The sequence below is a fragment of the Pseudomonas sp. PME37.24/006 genome (genome assembly GCF_055556635.1).
Genome location: NZ_JBVHNL010000001.1, coordinates 1011593 through 1028626 on the forward strand (window position 1 = coordinate 1011593; position 17034 = coordinate 1028626).

13 protein-coding genes are annotated in these 17034 nt (G+C 61.0%); 5 read left to right on the forward strand and 8 right to left on the reverse strand.

The features are described from left to right. Positions 1-20 precede the first annotated feature (20 nt). On the reverse strand, positions 21-1967 hold the full coding sequence (locus ACZ3GY_RS04705; RefSeq protein WP_465909107.1) for a putative bifunctional diguanylate cyclase/phosphodiesterase: 1947 nt from the start codon (positions 1965-1967) through the stop codon (positions 21-23). 592 nt (positions 1968-2559) lie between these two features. On the opposite strand from ACZ3GY_RS04705, the gene ACZ3GY_RS04710 reads away from it, so the two are divergent. After that, complete coding sequence (locus tag ACZ3GY_RS04710) at positions 2560-4704, forward strand: TonB-dependent siderophore receptor (protein ID WP_465909108.1); 2145 nt, start codon at positions 2560-2562, stop codon at positions 4702-4704. A gap of 184 nt (positions 4705-4888) precedes the next feature. Here the strand turns inward: ACZ3GY_RS04710 and ACZ3GY_RS04715 are convergent, their stop codons facing one another. The 3 genes from ACZ3GY_RS04715 to ACZ3GY_RS04725 all read right to left on the reverse strand — a co-directional run bounded on the left by ACZ3GY_RS04715 (position 4889) and on the right by ACZ3GY_RS04725 (position 6647). Beyond that, a complete protein-coding gene (locus ACZ3GY_RS04715) occupies positions 4889-5260 on the reverse strand; it encodes a PH domain-containing protein (RefSeq protein WP_465909109.1) in 372 nt (123 codons plus the stop codon). Between the two features lie 173 nt (positions 5261-5433). Next, positions 5434-6033, reverse strand: coding sequence for a TetR/AcrR family transcriptional regulator (locus tag ACZ3GY_RS04720; RefSeq protein ID WP_465909110.1), 600 nt, complete (start codon positions 6031-6033; stop codon positions 5434-5436). A gap of 17 nt (positions 6034-6050) precedes the next feature. Continuing rightward, positions 6051-6647, reverse strand: coding sequence for an NAD(P)H-dependent oxidoreductase (locus ACZ3GY_RS04725; RefSeq protein ID WP_465909111.1), 597 nt, complete (start codon positions 6645-6647; stop codon positions 6051-6053). 169 nt (positions 6648-6816) lie between these two features. On the opposite strand from ACZ3GY_RS04725, the gene ACZ3GY_RS04730 reads away from it, so the two are divergent. From ACZ3GY_RS04730 to tadA, 4 genes are all read left to right on the forward strand, one after another. Next, positions 6817-7833 (forward strand): extracellular solute-binding protein, encoded by a 1017-nt coding sequence (locus ACZ3GY_RS04730; protein ID WP_465909112.1) that lies wholly within the window; start codon positions 6817-6819, stop codon positions 7831-7833. Between the two features lie 2 nt (positions 7834-7835). After that, entirely contained in the window at positions 7836-9410 is a 1575-nt protein-coding gene (locus ACZ3GY_RS04735; RefSeq protein ID WP_465909113.1) for an ABC transporter permease, read from the forward strand. A gap of 137 nt (positions 9411-9547) precedes the next feature. Next, the gene (locus ACZ3GY_RS04740; RefSeq protein ID WP_465909114.1) at positions 9548-10924 is read left to right on the forward strand and encodes a multicopper oxidase family protein; all 1377 of its coding nucleotides are present in this window, start codon (positions 9548-9550) and stop codon (positions 10922-10924) included. Between the two features lie 29 nt (positions 10925-10953). Further along, positions 10954-11430 (forward strand): tRNA adenosine(34) deaminase TadA, encoded by a 477-nt coding sequence (gene tadA / locus ACZ3GY_RS04745; protein WP_465909115.1) that lies wholly within the window; start codon positions 10954-10956, stop codon positions 11428-11430. Positions 11431-11602: 172 nt separating this feature from the next. On the opposite strand, the gene ACZ3GY_RS04750 is transcribed toward tadA, so the two are convergent. The 4 genes from ACZ3GY_RS04750 to ACZ3GY_RS04765 form a co-directional block, all read right to left on the reverse strand. Beyond that, positions 11603-14041 carry a TonB-dependent siderophore receptor gene (locus tag ACZ3GY_RS04750; protein ID WP_465909116.1) on the reverse strand — a complete coding sequence of 813 codons (2439 nt, stop codon included), beginning with the start codon at positions 14039-14041 and terminating at the stop codon, positions 11603-11605. A 92-nt stretch (positions 14042-14133) separates the two neighbouring features. Continuing rightward, complete coding sequence (locus tag ACZ3GY_RS04755; protein WP_465909117.1) at positions 14134-15123, reverse strand: FecR domain-containing protein; 990 nt, start codon at positions 15121-15123, stop codon at positions 14134-14136. A gap of 5 nt (positions 15124-15128) precedes the next feature. Next, positions 15129-15653 (reverse strand): sigma-70 family RNA polymerase sigma factor, encoded by a 525-nt coding sequence (locus ACZ3GY_RS04760; RefSeq protein ID WP_463564147.1) that lies wholly within the window; start codon positions 15651-15653, stop codon positions 15129-15131. A gap of 177 nt (positions 15654-15830) precedes the next feature. Next, on the reverse strand, positions 15831-17033 hold the full coding sequence (locus tag ACZ3GY_RS04765; RefSeq protein WP_465909118.1) for an NAD(P)/FAD-dependent oxidoreductase: 1203 nt from the start codon (positions 17031-17033) through the stop codon (positions 15831-15833). Position 17034: the final 1 nt, after the last annotated feature.

Genomic DNA, 17034 nt, shown 5'->3' on the forward strand with positions numbered 1-17034 from the left:
CGCCTTGCCCTATCGGCGGATCAAATCGCTTGCACCTTGGTTAGTTGCTCGCCTTCAAGCCAGGTGTTGATGTCGCTGGCGTGCATGGGTTTTGAGAACAGGTAGCCCTGGGCCCAGGCGCAGCCGAGGTTTTTCAGGGCGCCGAGTTCTGCGGCGGTTTCCACGCCTTCGACGATGCATTCCAGCTGCATGTCCTGGCACAGGGCAATCAGCGACTTGACGATCTTGAAGCTGGCCGGGTCGAGGTGGATGTTGGTGACGAAGGTGCGATCCACCTTCAGTTTGGTCAGCGACAGCGCGTGGATCTGGCTCAGGCTGGAATAGCCGGTGCCGAAGTCGTCGAGGGAAATGCCGCAGCCCAGCTCGCGAAACCGGCTGATCGCTCGCTGGGTCTGCGGCAGATCCTGGATGGCTGCGGTTTCGGTGATTTCCAGATCGAGGCAGGTCGGGTCGAAACGGCTGCTCTTGATCAGCTCGACGATCTGCTGGGCGGCGTCCTCTGAACCACAGTCATGGGCGGACAGGTTGAATGACAGGCGCATACCCGCAGGCCAGCTCGCGGCCACGTCCATCGCCTCTCTCAGCAATGGCAGCGTGAGGCGATTGATCATGCCGACGCGCTCGGCAATCGGGATGAATTCACTGGGCGGCACGTTACCCAACTCCGGGCTCTCCCAGCGTGCCAGTGCCTCGAACGCCACGGTTTGCGAACGGTGAATATCCACGATGGGCTGGAACACCACGTGAAATTCACTATCCAGATCGGCCCTGCGCAGGGCCTGTTCGGTCTGTCCTTCGCGATTGAGCTGCTGGCGATGGGCTGCGCTGAATAGGCAGACCGTGCCGGGGCGATGGCGCTTGCTCTGGTACAGGGCATAGTCGGCGTATTCATATACCTGCGTGGGGCTGGATGCCTGATCCGGGAAGGTCGCGATACCCAGTGAAGCACTGATCTGAATAGGGATGTCCACGAGCAGAAATGGCTCGCGCATGCTGGCGCAGATTTTCTCGCCAAACGCCCGCAACTGGTCGTCGCTCATGGCCTGAGTAATGATCAGAGCGAACTCGTCGCCGCCCAGCCGGGCCAGGTGCACATCGTCGTCGAGCAGCCCGCTCAGGCGTTGGCCAACCTGATAGAGCAGCTTGTCACCAATGCTGTGGCCATACAGATCGTTGACCGGCTTGAAGCCATCCAGGTCGATCAGCCCCACGGCCAGGCGAATCTCCTCCTCGCGGGCGCGGGACAGCTGCGTATCGAGGCGGGAAAAGAACTGCCGCCGATTGGCCAGCCCGGTCAGGCTGTCCTGATTGGCCAGGTGAAGGTTTTCCTCGCTGAGTTTTGCCGTATGCGCCTGCATGTTCACCAACCGGGTGAAGTCGGTGTATTGCGCCTTGAGAATGACCAGCATGGCAATGGACACCAGCAGCACGTCAATTGCAGTGGCAATAAAGGTAATGATATTGGTGGACGCGAAGAACACCACGAACGCCGTGTTGACCACTGCCGCGGTGACCAGGGCGGCTGGCAGCAGGTGCATCATGCAAAAAATGCAGCCGATTACGGTGATCGCCATATAGAACGCGACATGCGCCTGGGTGTAGCTATCGCCATAGGGAAACAGCGCCAGCGACCAGGCGGTGAACGCCACGGCGACAAAAGGCGCGAGCATATTGGTGCGCTTCAGCGCCGTCAGCATTTGCGCCGGGCTGCGCGTCTGCCCTCGCGTGCGTATCCATTCCACCGCACGAATCACGCCGAACAACGTCATGATCAACGGGCAATACACCACCAGCCAGCGCGGCGCGACCGCGAAGTGGGTGCCCGCCAGCATCAGGGTGTTGATCAGCAGGATGAAATACATCATGGGCAATTGGCGAGACAGAGCGAGGTATTGCGCCTTGACCAGACCAGGATTGTCCTTGGGCACGGACATCAAAGTTCGCACGCCGAGCAGTGTTTTGTTCATCAGGCGACGCTCTGAAAATAAGACCAGATAAATAACCGAGCGGATCATCCTTTCCAGCCTGTATCGAGCAGGGCTAAACGCTGCTCTCATTGGGATCGTGTCGGCCGATCCCCAGGTTTCTGCAATCTTTACGACTAGTGGCACTTTGCTTTCGTTCCGTCAGCCGGTCGCGGTAGGTGTAAGCGAGGCAAGCGCCGGTGGCGAATTCAAAAGGCGAACTAGACGTTTTAGTCAGTCGCTTTGCAGGAGCATGCAACCTGACCGGCGTCTGCCGCTTATCGGCAGCGATTAGGAGAAAACGCAAAGCCCGCTTGATTGCGGGCTTTGTGCATTTTGAACCCGCATTTCGACGGGGCCCCGCATGTGTGAGCGGCGCTTTTGATGACGACCTCAGCGTGTCGACCTAATGAAGTTTTATCTGCTCCTATCCAACCGACTCGGTTTTATGTAACAGCTGGGAACTTTATTGATAATGACTATCGTTGTGATAGATGTTTTCGAATATCATCGTTGTACGACCTCTGCCGATGCGTTGCGAAAAAGCTAAAAGGGCTAACGGCGGAAGCCTTAAAAACAATCAAGGATCTTGAGCATGACTCATTGCAAACCCAGGGCTATCCCTACAACTGTGTCCTGGCAGCGAACTGCTACGGCCGCTCTGTTCTGCGCTCCGCTGGTTGCTGTTCCTCTGGGCGCGAATGCTCAGGAGGCGATTACCATCGGTGAGGAGGAGAGCTATCGCCTTGCGCCGATCATCGTTAATTCCCAGGCTGCAGCAAGTGATGACGCCAGCACTGTAGTTGCTCAGGAGCTCTGGGTTGGCGGCAAGGTCGCCACCAGCATTCTCAACACCCCGGCCTCGGTTTCGGTCGTTACCGAGAAGGAAATCGAACAGCGTAGTGTCAACACGACTGAAGAGCTCCTGCAGTACACGCCGGGAATCATCACTGATTACTACGGTTCCGATGATCGGAACGACTACTTCAAGATTCGTGGCTTTCAGGCAACCACCTATCGTGATGGCCTGACTCTGGGCTCGATGCGTGGCGTGCGTGAGGAACCATTCGCTTATGAGCGTGTTGAAGTCCTGCGTGGCGCCAACTCTACGTTGTTTGGCGCGGCTGATCCGGGCGGTTCGGTCAATTTCGTAACCAAGAAACCGCGCTTCGAGAAGCACGGTCAGGTCTACGCGACTTATGGTTCTTTCAACCACAAGGAAACTGGCATCGACGTCGGTGACTCGCTGAACGCGGACCAGACTGTTGCTTACCGCTTCACTGGCAAGCTGCAAGACAGCGACCGTGAATACGATCATTCACGTGACGACAACGGCTTCGTCATGGGTGGTCTGACTTGGGCGCCAACAGCTTATACCTCGGGTACCTTGACTCTGGACCACCTCAAAACCAAGAGCTCGCCCAACAGCGGCGGCTATCCGTTGGATCGGGAGTACGACCGCAGCGATTTCTTCGGTGAGCCTGATTACAACTTCCATGATGTTGAGCGAACCAGCATCAGTGGCAACTTCACCCATGATTTTGACAATGGTTTCGTTTTGCGTAGCAATCTGCGCTACAGCGAGCTGACTGATGACTTTGCCTACCTGTACTTGAATGGCACCGGTACCGGAACCGTGCGCAATCGTGACGCGTTTGGTACTGATACCGACGCCGAGCAGATCAACGGCAACCTGATGCTGCAGTACGACGCCCGTTTCGAAAATATCGACAGCAGCACCATGGTAGGGGTGGAGTATGGAGACTCTACAACTGACGCTAGCTCTATCTACCTTCAGAATGTAGCGCCCATTGATATCGCCAATCCGGTTTACAGCGGTGCTCCGATAGGGTTGCAGCCTTATCGTCTTGAGAAGCGTGACTACACCACCAAGTCGGTATTCTTGCAGCAGAACCTATCGCTCTATGAGCGCTTTATTATCACTGGTGGCGTACGTAACGACTCGATGGACTTGTCCAGTAAAGGGGCAGATATCTTTAATGGCACATCCACGGCTTTCAATAACAACGACAGCTTCTCTGAAACCTCTTACCGTGGCGCGCTGACCTATATCGTTACCGACGAGGTTTCTACTTACGTCAGTATGGTGGAATCCGTTTCGCCGCCTGAAATTGGCGCTACTCCAAAGCGCGGAAAGCAATATGAAGTTGGCGTGAAATATTCCCCAATGGGGATGAATGCGCTGTTCTCGGCTGCCGTCTACGACCTGACGCAAGAAAATGTCACCATTGCTGTAGTCGTGCCTGGTGGTGGTATTCAGCAGCAAAATGTCGGTGAGACAAAGGTGCGAGGTCTGGATCTGGAAGCCAAGGCCGAACTTACTCAGAATCTGAGCCTTGTCGGCGGCTACTCCTATATGCAGTCTGATGTTGTTCGCGGCACGCTCCGGAGCGGCACTTCCTTAAAGGGGAATGAATTTGAGGTTACACCCCAACATTCCGCGTCCCTTTGGAGCTATTACGACCTGCCAGGCACTGCCATGAGCGTAGGGTTGGGCGCACGTTACGTTGGCTCCTATTACTTTGACGCAGCCAATACCAGCAAGAGCGATGGCACGACATTGTTCGATACCGCCTTCAACTACAACATTGCCAAAGGCACCGATCTTGCCGTCAACGTCAGCAACCTGCTGGACGAGCAACACGTGGTCGGTTCTGGTACTGCCAACTACTACAACCCTGGTCGCGAAGTTACTGCCAAGGTGAGTTACAACTGGTAAGTCGGTGCATATTCGCCCGAGCGGCTTTGTAACGCTCGGGCGACATTTCATGATTGCCGCTGGCTTCTTCTAAAGCGCGGCAAAATAGGAATGCACCTCTCTACAAAAAAAGGCGCAAATCGTTAATCGTTTCGCGGCTTTTTCATTTTTTGGTTGCTATCAGCGGCGTTAACAGCCGCCAGCATCAGCCAAAAACATGCGCAGAGATAAGCTTGGAAATTTCCACGATCGCCGTTTTGCCGGTGAACTCGAACTTCACTTTGCCAAGTGACGAAAAATGGATTTCCAGTTCCGAGTCCAGATCGAAAGTGCCGGAGGTTTCGATCGAATAGGCAACGATATTCTTGTAGGGCAGGGAGGTGAAATCCTTCTTGCTGCCTGTGAGGCCCTGCACGTTCACCGCGATGATGCGCTTGTTGGTGAACACCACGCCGTCGCGCATGGATTTGTAGGCGTCGATGACGTGCTCGTTTTCAAGCAGCAAGGCGCTTACGCGCTGGGCGTACTCGTCGTTTTGTTTGAGTTTGAAAAAGCCTTTGTTGTTGAAATCGATCATCCAGGGATATCTCTGTGAGGTGGGAACACGTCTGAGTCTTCCCGCCTAGAAGACCGCTGCGGAGAGCTTTTGGCAAGCTGCAATGCAGGGCCCTGCGAGAGTCACTTGGGCGTCGGCTCTGACCCTCTGAATGTTCATAAGGTGTCCGGTGCTTCCCGCTCTCTCTGGTCGCCTTAATGACTTCGCTCGACCAACCCTAGAATGATCGCCTGCAGTTCATCCTGAGCCTGTTCTTCGCTGATGTCGCCGGCAACGGCTGCGTCCGAGAGTGAGTCGGCCGCGCCGAGCATGGCCCACATGCCGGCTGACGAAGCGCCCTTGGGGGAGCAGAAGGGCGCCAGGATCGCAGCACACTTTTCGATGAAGGCATGCTGGTACTGCTTCTTCACGGCTGCCAGCTCCGGGGAACCGTTGAGGGCTGCCACGACATCGGATATCTCTCGTCCCTGGGTCAGTACGCAATTGACGTAGCTGGCTGCGATGACGCGACTCTTCTCCTGCAGATCCGCGGCCGCTGCTTCGATGGCGGCGTCGAAGACCCAGGTCTGGCGCTCGTCGTAATCCTGATAGAGCGCCGCCAGCAGCCCGTTGCGGGTGCCGAAGTGGTCGTATACCACCGGTTTGGTCACGCCCGCTGCTTCGGCCAGCCTGCCCAGCGTCAGGGCATCGGTGCCTTCATCACCGATCAGTTGCCATGCCACCTCCAGAAGCTGACGCGTGCGCTCCTCCCGTGGCAGGCGGCGACGTGGCGAGGCGGGTGGCTGCGAACTCATTGATACTCCAGGGCGTTTCAGGATTGCTCGGCGAACAGCTTACGGCCTATCGCCTGTGCCGTCTCCAGATGTGCTTCCGGGAAGCCGGGGTCGGAGGCGAGCAGAAACTGCGATGTGGCCACCGGTGCGCCGCAGTAGTCGAAGATGCCGTGGTCGATCTGCGTCTTCATTGCTTCGTCATAACCGTGACGCGTGAATGTACCTGCGTCCGCACCGCCAACGGCCACCAGGTGAACCTGCAGGCGCTGAAGCTTCTTCACTACTTTGCCGTTCTCGGCCTCTTCATAGGCCCAGCCGTTGGTGAATACCCGGTCTATCCAGCCTTTGAGCAGGGCAGGGAAGGACCACCAGTAGATCGGGTAGACCAGTACCAGCGCGTCGGCCTGCTCGAGCCGCGCGTGTTCGGCGGCGACGTCTGCCGGTGCTGGCGCCTTTTTCTGGAACAGGGCGATGTCTGCCTCATTGAAACGCGGGTCGAAACCTTCGGCAGCCAGATCAGCGATCTCGGCCGAGTGGTTGGACTCCGTGCTGGCAAGCCCATCGGCGATACCTGTAGCGATCGCGTGGGTCAGGGAGTATTTGTCCGGGTGTGCAACGACGATAAGGGCCTGCATGGGTTAGCTCCAATAATGAGTTCCTACTATTGGTAACTTACTTTTGGTAGGTTGTCGAGCGATGGTTGATTCTTGCCGTCGGTGCGCGTCGATGCATGCATTACTTGAGAATCAGCTGCAGTTGGCCCGTATAATCGCCGGTAACTTTTTGTTTCAGAGGAAGTGGTCAATGTCAGCTCATCGAGTAACCGATCTGGCGCGCGCGATTGCCGCGGGTCTTCTGTCCTCCCTGCTGTTCGCCGGTGGCGTACAGGCTGACGATGCTGTGACCCTGACGCTGTACAACGGCCAGCACGAGGCTACCGGCAAGGCTGTTGCGGCTGCCTTCGAGAAGAAGACCGGCATCAAGGTGCTGATCCGTAAGGGCGGTGGCGGCCAGTTGGCCAACCAGATCGCCGAAGAGGGCGAGCGCTCGCCGGCAGACATCATCTACACCGAAGAAGCGCCGCCGCTGATCAAGCTCGGCAGCCAGGGCCTGTTGGCCAAGGTGGATGAAAGCACCTTGTCGCAGATCGATGCCAAGTTCTCTGACGACAACGGCAACTGGCTCGGCATCACCTCACGCGTGCGCGTGCTGGCCTATAACCCGGATCTGGTCAGCGAAGCCGAGCTGCCGAAAAGCGTGCTGGAAGTGGCCGACCCCGAGTGGGCCGGCAAGATTGCCTTTGTGCCGAGCAGCGGTGAGTTTCTTGGGCAGACGGCAGCGGTCATCCGTATCAATGGTCGCGAGGCTGCCGAGGAATGGCTGACCGGCCTCAAGGCGTTCGGTGGCACCTACACCAATAACGTCATCGCCATGAAGGCCGTGGAGAACGGTGAGGTCGGTGCCGCGCTGGTCAACAGTTACTACTGGACGGCGTTGAAGAAAGAGAAGGGCGACCTGAAGTCCAAACTGCACTATTTCGCCGATGGCGATGCGGGCGGCCTGTCGAGCGTGTCCGGCGCGGCGGTGGTCAAGGCCAGCAAGCACCCGAAAGAGGCCCAGCAATTTCTCGCCTTCATGATCAGCGAAGAAGGGCAACAGGCCATTCTGAGCAAATCCGCCGAGTACCCGGTCAACCCCAAGGTGCAGGCCGATCCACTGCTCAAGCCCTATGACCAGCTCAAGCCGCCGGCTATCACCGCCGCGCAGATCGGCCTGGCCGAGGATGCGCTGGAGCTGCAACGCGAAGTTGGAATGAACTGAGCATGCAACCTCAGGCGGTAACCCCTGAACTGCCGCCACCTCCGGTAAGCGTCACCACGCGGCGGCGCAAGGCACCACCGATCTGGCTGCAGATTCCGATCCTGGCCCTGCTGCTGCTTGCCGCACTGCCGCTGTTCTTCGTGGTCGCCCGCGCCACGCAGGTCGGGCTGCACGAAGCCTTCGCGTTGCTCTGGCGGCCGTTCGTATTCGGCCTGCTGGCCAACACCTTGAAGTTGATGGTGCTGGTGACCCTGGGCTGTGTGCTGCTCGGTCTGGCGCTGGCCTGGCTGGTGGAGCGCAGCGATCTGCGCTGGCGCCGACACTGGAACGTGCTGCTGTGCCTGCCGTTCGCCATTCCCTCGTTCGTCAGCGGCTTCACCTGGGTGTCGATCAGCTCGATGTTCGAAGGCCTGGGCGGCACAGTGCTGGTCATGGTGCTGTCGAAGTACCCGCTGATCTACCTGCCGGTGGTCGCCGTGCTGCGCAATCTCGACCCGGCCATGGAAGAGTCGGCGCGGATGCTCGGCTGCAGTCGCCGGCAGGTGTTCTGGCGGGTCACGCTGCCGCTGCTGCGCCCGGTGCTGATGGCCACCAGCCTGCTGGTCGCCGTGCATATGCTGGTCGAGTTCGGCGCGCCGTCGATCATGCGTTACCAGACCTTCACCACCGCCATCTACCAGCAGTTCGAGCTGGAGTTCAGCGGCAGCAACGCGGCGATGTTGTCCGCGCTGTTGCTGGCGCTGTGCATGCTGTTGCTGTGGGGCGAGTTTCGCCTGCGCGGGCGCGGCTATGCGCGCACCGGCCAGGGCGTGGCACGCAGCGCGGCACGGCTGCGCCTGGGGCGTTGGAGTGTGCCGGCTCAGGCGCTGCTGTTGGCGCTGGTCGCCATCGGCTGCGGCGTGCCGCTGGTGATGCTGGGGTTCTGGATCGTCGAAGGCAGCTCGGCCAGCTTCCCGGTGGTGGAAATCGCCGAGACGCTGTGGTCGTCGCTGACCTATTCCTTTGGTGGCGCCTTGCTCAGCTGCCTGCTGGCGCTGCCGGTATGTCTGGTGGTGGTGCGCTACTACGGTCGCATGGCCACGCTGGCGGATCGTTTGCCGTACCTGCTGCACGCTTTGCCGGGCCTGGTGATCGCTCTGTCGCTGGTGTTCTTCGCCCTTGGCTACGTGCCTGCGTTGTACCAGACCAGCGTCCTGCTGCTGGTGGCCTATGCGCTGCTGTTCATGCCCATGGCTCAAGGGCCGATCCGCGTGGCGTTGGAGAAAGCTTCGCCGCAACTGGAAGAGGCTGCACGCACCCTGGGGCATACCCCGATTACTACTTTTCTGAGAGTCACGTTGCCGATCATCTCGCCCGCCATCGGCGCTGGCTTCGTACTGGTATTTCTCGACTGCATGAAAGAGCTGACCGCCACTCTGATCCTTGGGCCGACTGGTCTGGAAACCCTGGCGACCAAGGTCTGGTCGCACACTGGCAACCTGGAGTACGCCGGCGCCGCGCCCTATGCAGCGCTGATCGTGCTGGTGTCGGGGTTACCGGTGTATCTGCTGACCACGCGTGCTTACCGGCGTTCTTGAACTCGGGCCGGGCGGTATGTCGCGGCTTAACGCCCCCGCGTTCAAGGTGTATCGTGCGCAGCTCTCCAGCGCCCGCAGAGGCGTATTCGATCAGACCTGGTTAGCGTTATCGCAGTCCCGCTTCAGGAGCAGGCTTCATGAGTTTCACCCGTAGACAGGTGTTGGGCGGTTTGGTCGGTCTTGGCGTCGTTGGCCTGGGAGCTGGCGGCGCACGTTATTGGCTGGGGCGCCCGTTTGATCGCAAGACTCACGACTACGAGTTGATCGCTGCGCCCCACGATATCGAGCTGGTGCCCGGCCATGTCACGCCTGCCTGGACGTTCGGCGGTCAGGCCCCCGGTGTCGAGCTGCGCTGCCGTCAGGGGGATGAGCTGCGTGTACGCTTTATCAATCACCTGCCCGAGGCCACCACCATTCACTGGCACGGCATTCGCCTGCCACTGGAGATGGACGGCGTGCCCTACGTATCCCAGTTGCCGGTGCTCCCAGGCGAATATTTCGATTACCGTTTCGTCACCCCGGATGCGGGCAGCTACTGGTACCACCCCCATGAGTCGAGCGCCAAACAGCTGGGGCGCGGCCTGGTCGGCCCGCTGATCATCGAGGAGCGCGAGCCCACCGGTTTCCAGCACGAGCGCACCTTGTGCCTGAAGAGCTGGCACGTGGACGAGCAGGGCGCCTTCACCGCATTCAGCGTTCCCCGAGAAGCTGCCCGCGAGGGCACCCGTGGGCGCCTGTCGACCATCAACGGCGTCTCGCTGCCGACCCTGGAACTGCCGGCTGGGCAGGTGGTGCGCCTGCGCCTGATCAACGTCGACAGTACCATCACCTACCGCCTCAACCTGCCCAAGGGCGATGCCCGCATCTACGCGCTGGACGGCAACCCGATCCAGCCGCGCCCTCTGGGTAAGGAATACTGGCTGGGGCCGGGCATGCGTATCGACTTGGCGCTCAAGGTGCCGGACGTCGGCAGCGAAGAACTGTCGTTGCGCAACGGGCCGCTGCGCCTGGCCACCATCAAGTCCGTCGCCAGCAATGAGCCCGCCGCCGAGTGGCCGCCCGCGCTGCCGCCAAACCCGGTGGCCGAGCCGGATCTGCAGCGCGCCGAAACCCTGCGTTTCAACTTCGAGTGGGCGGCGTCACTGGCATCCCCGGCCGATGAAGCCGCTGGCCGTTACAAGTACTGGCAGATCAACGGCCAGGCCTGGGACATCAACGACAAGACCTGCGCTGACCGGCCCATCGCTAGTCTGAAGAAGGATGGTCACTACATCTTCGTGCTGCGCAACATGGCTCAGTACCAACACCCGATCCACCTCCACGGGCTGATCTTCAAGGTGCTGGACTCCAACCGCCGCAAGATCGAGCCGTACTACACCGACACCTTTCTGCTCGGCAAGAACGAGACCGCGCGTATCGCCTTCGTGGCCGATAACCCCGGTGTGTGGATGTTCCATTGCCATGTTATCGACCATATGGAAACCGGCCTGATGGCCGCTATCGAGATCGCCTGACGTGAGTGCCCTTACTTGGGAGCGTTAACTTGAGAGCCCCGTTGATCATCGACCGCAGCCACGACGAACGCTTTATGCGTGAAGCGCTCGAACTCGCCGCTGAAGGCGCTCTGCGCGGTGAAGTGCCGGTCGGTGCCGTGCTGGTGCAGAACGGCGAGGTGATCGGCCGCGGCTTCAATTGCCCGATCTCCACCAACGACCCCAGCGCCCATGCCGAAATGGTCGCCATCCGCGCCGCTTCCCAGGCCATCAGCAACTACCGCCTGCCAGGCAGCACCCTGTACGTGACCCTGGAGCCTTGCGCGATGTGCGCAGGCCTGATCGTCCATTCGCGGGTGCAGCGTGTGGTCTTCGGGGCCAGCGAGCCGCGCGCGGGCATGGCCGTGAGTCGCGGCCAGTTCTTCGACCAGGGCTTTCTCAACCACCGCGTGCTGGTTGAGGGTGGGGTGCTGGCGGAGGAGTGTGGGGCGATGTTAAAGGCCTTTTTCAAGGCGCGGCGGGGGTAGGCCTGCTCGGCTGCTGTCTTTGTGAGCGGCGCTACAGGTTTGCCGCAACAGGCTGCCAATCCATGATCTTGGGATAGGCCTGCTCGCGACAGGGGGGCTGCATGGGGGCGCGGCAAGAGTGCTGCAAGGCAGGTCAGCCGCACACCTGAAGTGGCGGCTGACGAATCTCACCTCACCAGCTGAAATTTACCGAGCCGACCAATTGGCGCTCGTCGCCATAGGTGCAGGTGGCGAACTCGCAGTAGGTGTACTGCTTGTTGGTAAGGTTGTTGGCGTTGAGGCTGACGCCCCAGTTCGCGTCGAGCTGGTAGCTGACCATGGCATCGAACAGGGTGTAGGCGGGCATCGCCGAGTCCATTTCGGAGGCCTGGGTGGTGCCCTTGTAGCGGGCGCCGGCGCCAAGGGTGAGCTGTGGCAGGTTGAGGCGCATGAAGTTGTAGTCGAGCCACAGCGCCGCCTGGTGATAGGGCGTGTCCTCGCTGCGCTGGCCGACTTCGCCGGGGATCACGCTCTCTGTGATGCGCGCATCGATATAGGCATAGGAGGCGATCAGGCTGAGGGCTTCGCTGAGGTCGGCCTTGGCTTCCGCCTCGAAGCCGCGCGAGCGCACTTCCCCAGTCTGCGAGGCGATGTTGGTGGCAGGGTTCTGCTTGAACACGTTCTGTTGGGTCAGCTCGAAAACCGCGGCACTGAGCAGCAGGTTGCGGCCGTCGGGCTGGTAGCGAATCCCCGCCTCGTATTGCTTGCCTTCGGTGGGCACGAAGCTCTGGCCGCCGGCAACGGCCACTGACACCGGGAAGAACGATTCGCTGTAGCTCAGGTAAGGCGCCAGGCCGTTATCGAACTTGTACACCAGGCCGGCGCGGTAGGTGGTGGCTTCATTGTTCTGGCTGGTGCGTACGCCGTTACGATGTTGCTTCTGATCCTGGCCGGCCCAGTCGTGACGCACGCCGAGTACGGCAACCCAGCGGTCGTCGATGTTGATCTGATCCTGCAGATAAACGCCCTTTTGCAGGGTGTCGATCTGTGAACCGCGGTCCAGGCTGCGATCCTTGTTCACCACCACTGGCTGCCCGTAGTTGTAGCGGCTCAGATCCAGTGCCGGCGCGACGCCGCGAAAGTTGTGCGAGTCGTAGGTTATGTCGTAAGCATCGAAGCCCAGCAGTACGCTGTGCTCGGCGCCACCAAGCTGCCATTTGGACTCGATATTGGTGTCGCTGGCCAGGCCGCGGGCGCGCTCGTGGCGGTCGCTGTACTGGCGGCGCAGGATGCCCGTGGTGGCTGCCTGATTGATGGCCGCGGCAGAGGTTTGTATCTGCAGGTACGTCCATTCCACGTCGGTCTGGTAGTAACGCAGCTTGTGGTTGATGCGCAACTGCTCGTTGAAGTGGTGCTCGAACTCGTAACCCAGCGTCGACATCTCGCCGTTCATCTCGTTGTAGTCGGGCTCGCCGATAAAGTCGTGACGGCCTATCTGGTACGTCGCGTCGCCCACACCCTTGACCAGCTGATAGGGCAGCGGCGCGGAGAAGCCCGTTTCGGTCTTCTGGTAGAACGACAGCAGGGTCAGGGAGGTGTCTTCGTTCGGGCGCCAGGTCAGCGACGGGGCAATATATAGCCTGTCGTCATTGATATGATCCTGCGGCGTGTCGCTGTCGCGCGTGAGCATCGTCAGGCGGTAGCTCAGCGTATCGCTTTCACCGAGCGGGCCGCTGAAGTCAGCGGACAGCTGCTTGCGGTCGTTCTGGCCGACCTGCAGGTTCAGTTCGCGCAGCGGCTCCCGAGTCGGCCGCTTGCTCACACCGTTGATCATTCCGCCCGGCGACAGCTGCCCGTAGAGCACAGACGCCGCGCCGCGAATCACCTCGACACGCTCCAGGCCATAGGGCTCCTGAATGCCGTCATAGGAGTTGTTCTGCAGGCGCAGGCCATCGCGTAGCGAGCCGCCGGTGGCGGACTCGACATCGAGGCCACGGATACGAAAACGGTCCGCCGTGCGGTTGAAACTGGTCGGCTGGCTGGTGACGCCCGGTGTATAGCTGAGTGCCTGGGACAGGGTTTCCGACTGGCGATTGCGCAGCTCGTCGCGGGTTACCACCGAGATCGACTGCGGGGTGTCGACCAATGCTGTATCCGTTTTGGTCGCGCTGCCGTTGCGCAGGGCCACGTAACCGGCGAGCGGCTCACCCGGTGCCTCGCCACTGCCCAGCGCGCTTCCAGACACAGTGGTGCTATCGAGCTGCAGCACGCCGCTGGCTGGCAGCGGGCGTAGCACGTAGCCGCTGCCGCCCTGAGCAACGGCTTCCAGGCCGGAGTTCTGCAGCACCAGGGCAAGCCCAGCGGATACCGAGTAGCTGCCATTCAGGCCGGGGCTGTTCTTGCCCGTCGCCAGGTCGTTGTGCCCGGCGAGGTAGATGCCCGCCTGGGCCGAGAACTGATTGAGCACGTTGGCCAGCGGGCCTGGCGCGATGCTGTAAGTGCGCACCTCGCGGCTTTCCTGCGCCGCTGCCGGTAGCGAAACCAGCAAGGCCGGAGCGAGGGACAGCGCCATTGGCAAGGCCAGTGCGAGTGGTCGCAGGGATTGGAAGGAGTGCGCGGTTGGCAAGTGCATGGTGTCCCCTGGAGTTGTTCGAATAGTTGGCTTCTCAGGGATTACCGAGCGAGATTGCAGAAAGGGAACCGCGTCGATGATTTTCTTTTCAGTCAGGCACTGGCTGGCTCGACGCTCACCCACCAGTCGGTGAGCCGTTGGATACGGATCGGTAGGGCCGCTTGCAGCAGCTGTAGTGTTTGCTCGCTGTCGTCCAGCGGGAAGTAGCCCATCACCGGCAAGCTGGCTATGGTCGGATTACAGCCCAGGTGCCCACGGCGGAAGTGCGAGAGTTCTTCGAGCAGTTGCCCCAGCGGCATGCCCTCAGCCGCCAGCACATGGCGCGTCCACGACTCGCGAGCGCTGGCGGCGGGTGTTTGGTCGCCAACCCGCTGGGCATTGAAGCCGACCTGCTGACCAGCCTCGACCCGTCGCGTCTCGCGGCTATCTGCGGTGCAGATTTCCACAGTGCCATCGAACACCGTCAGCCAGGTTTCTTCAGGCGTCTGGCGCACGCTGAAGCGGGTGCCCAGGGCCTGCATGCGGCCATGCCTGTTGTCGATGAACAAGGGCCGGGCGTCTTTCGCGGTGTCGATCAGCACTTCACCGAAACGCAGATGCAGCAGGCGCAGGCTGGTGCTGAATTGGGCATCCACCGCACTGGTTGCGTTGAGCCACAGGTGGGTGCCATCAGCCAGCCTGGTTTCACGCACCTCGCCGGTGCCGGTGGCGAAGTCCGCCGTCCAGCCAGCCAGCAAACGCGGTAGCGGAGTACTGCGCCAAGTGCCCCAGCCAAGCACGCTGCCGGCGCCGATAATCAGCAGGCTCTTGAGGCCCTGACGACGACTGAAGCCCGTCCGGCTTTCCTGACCTAGAGCCTGGCGCAGGGCCAGGGGATCGTCCTGTTGCTGCAGGTTGCCGAAACGCTGGCTGACCCGTTCCACATAGTGCCAGGCGTCACGATGCTCGCTGTGTTGCTCGAGCCACTGCTGCCATTGCTGGCGCGTCTGGCTGTCTGGTTGTTCGTCGTGCAGCAGCACGTACCAGTTGGCGGCCTGTTGCAGGCTGGCATGGCTGAGCGTGCGGTCTGGTTGGGTATGCATCGCCGTCACTCGACCAACAGGCCGTCGAGCTCCGCTTCGAGCAGGGCGCAGTGCAGCAGAGCCTGGGCCAGGTACTTCTTGACCATGCGTTCGGATACGCCGAGCTGCCGGGCTATCTCGCGGTAGGGCAAACCATCGAGCTGAGCCAGTAAAAACGCCTCACGCACCCGGGCAGGCAGGCGCAGCAGCATGGCGTCCACTTCGTGCAGGGTTTCCATGATCAACGCCGCCTGTTCTGGCGAGGGCTGCAGCGCTTGCGGACGGTTGGCGAGCGCACTCAACCAGGCCTGCTCCAATTGCTTGCGGCGCCAGTGGTCGATGCTCAGGCCGCGGGCAATGGTCGCCAGGTAGGAGCGCTCGCCACTGTGACTGTCGAAGCTGCGTGGGCGCAGCAGCAGACGCACGAAGGTGTCTTGCACCAGGTCGGCGGCATCGGCGCCATCGCCCAGGCGGCGGCGCAGAAACTGCTGCAGCCAGCCGCTATGGCTGGCGTAGAGGCTATGCAGGTGGTTGGTATCGAGAGGCGTCATCGAGAGCACGTACCCGTTGGCGTTTACGCGCCTCAATGCAGATAAGAATTAGTCGCAAATTAGAACAAGATGCGCTGATTGCTGCAATGGGTGGTGCTCAATTCAGTTTGCAGGCGCGGGCTGCCGACTTCGCGCAGCAGCCCGTGATGGCTTTGGTCGTGCGTCAAACGATGCGGATCAGGCCACTACTGGAGTCAGCGGGTCGGCCGCTACCAGGGCGGTTTCGCGGATCGCGGCGGGCGGGTAGATCCACTGTGTGTTGATCTCGGTTTTCAGCTGCTTGCCCTTGGTGCCGGTCAGCACCACTTTGCGCTCCCAGCCTTCGGTGAATAGCGCGCCCCATTCGCCGAGATCCAGGCAGGTGACGTACTTGGGCTGGCTGTAGGTAATGGGTGCGACACCGAGCAGGTCGGCCGCAGCGTTGTTACCTGCGGAGCGGCCCAGAGCGATGGCGTGCTGGCAGGACATCAGCGCATGGTTGCCGTGCTCGTCGGCTGCCGCGTAGGCGGTATCACCGGCGGCGTACACGCTCTCCAGCCCGGAGACCTTGAGGTTACGGTCAACATGCAGGCGACCCTGAGCGTCCCGCTCGGCAGTCAGCTCTCGGGTCAGCGGTGAGGCCTGCACGCCAACTGTCCAGATGACCGTCTGGGCGTCGATGCGTTCGCCGTTGGTGAGCGTGACGCCGCCCTTATCTACCGCGCCCACTGCACTGCCAAGGTGCCAGGTAACGCCCTGCTGGGCGCTGGCTTCGGCAACAATGGGGGCGACGTGTTCGCCCAGGCTGGCGCCGATCCGCTCGCCACGGTCGACCACGATCACGCGGATATCAACCTCGTCGCCCAGGATGCTGCGCAGGCGAGCAGGCAGCTCGGTCGCGGTTTCGATACCGGTGAAGCCGCCGCCCGCTACCACTATGGTGTTGCGCGCTGGGCTGTCTGGCAGATCGCGCAGGCTGTGGAGATGACGCTCCAGGGCCAGGGCCTGCTCCAGGCTGTCGACATCGAAGGCATGTTCGACGCCGCTCAGGGCGGGGCGCACCACCTGGCTGCCGCTGGCGAGGATCAGGCGGCTATAGCCCAGCTCGCTGTCGAGGCCGTGTTCGCTTCGGTAGGTCAGGGTTTGCCTGGCGCTGTCGATACCCGTGACCCAGCCTTGCACGAAGCGGATGCCGACCACGGCGAACAGCTCGTCCAGCGGTGCACTCATCCGCGCCACATCCGCCTCGTAAAAGCGTGGCCGCACGTGCAGTTGCGCCTTGGGAGCAATCACGCAGACCTCGATATCCTCGCGTGCCTGCAGGTCGAGCAGACGCGCCGCGCTCAGGGCGCTCCACAGACCGGCGAAGCCGGTGCCGATGACTAGAATTCGTTGCTTCATC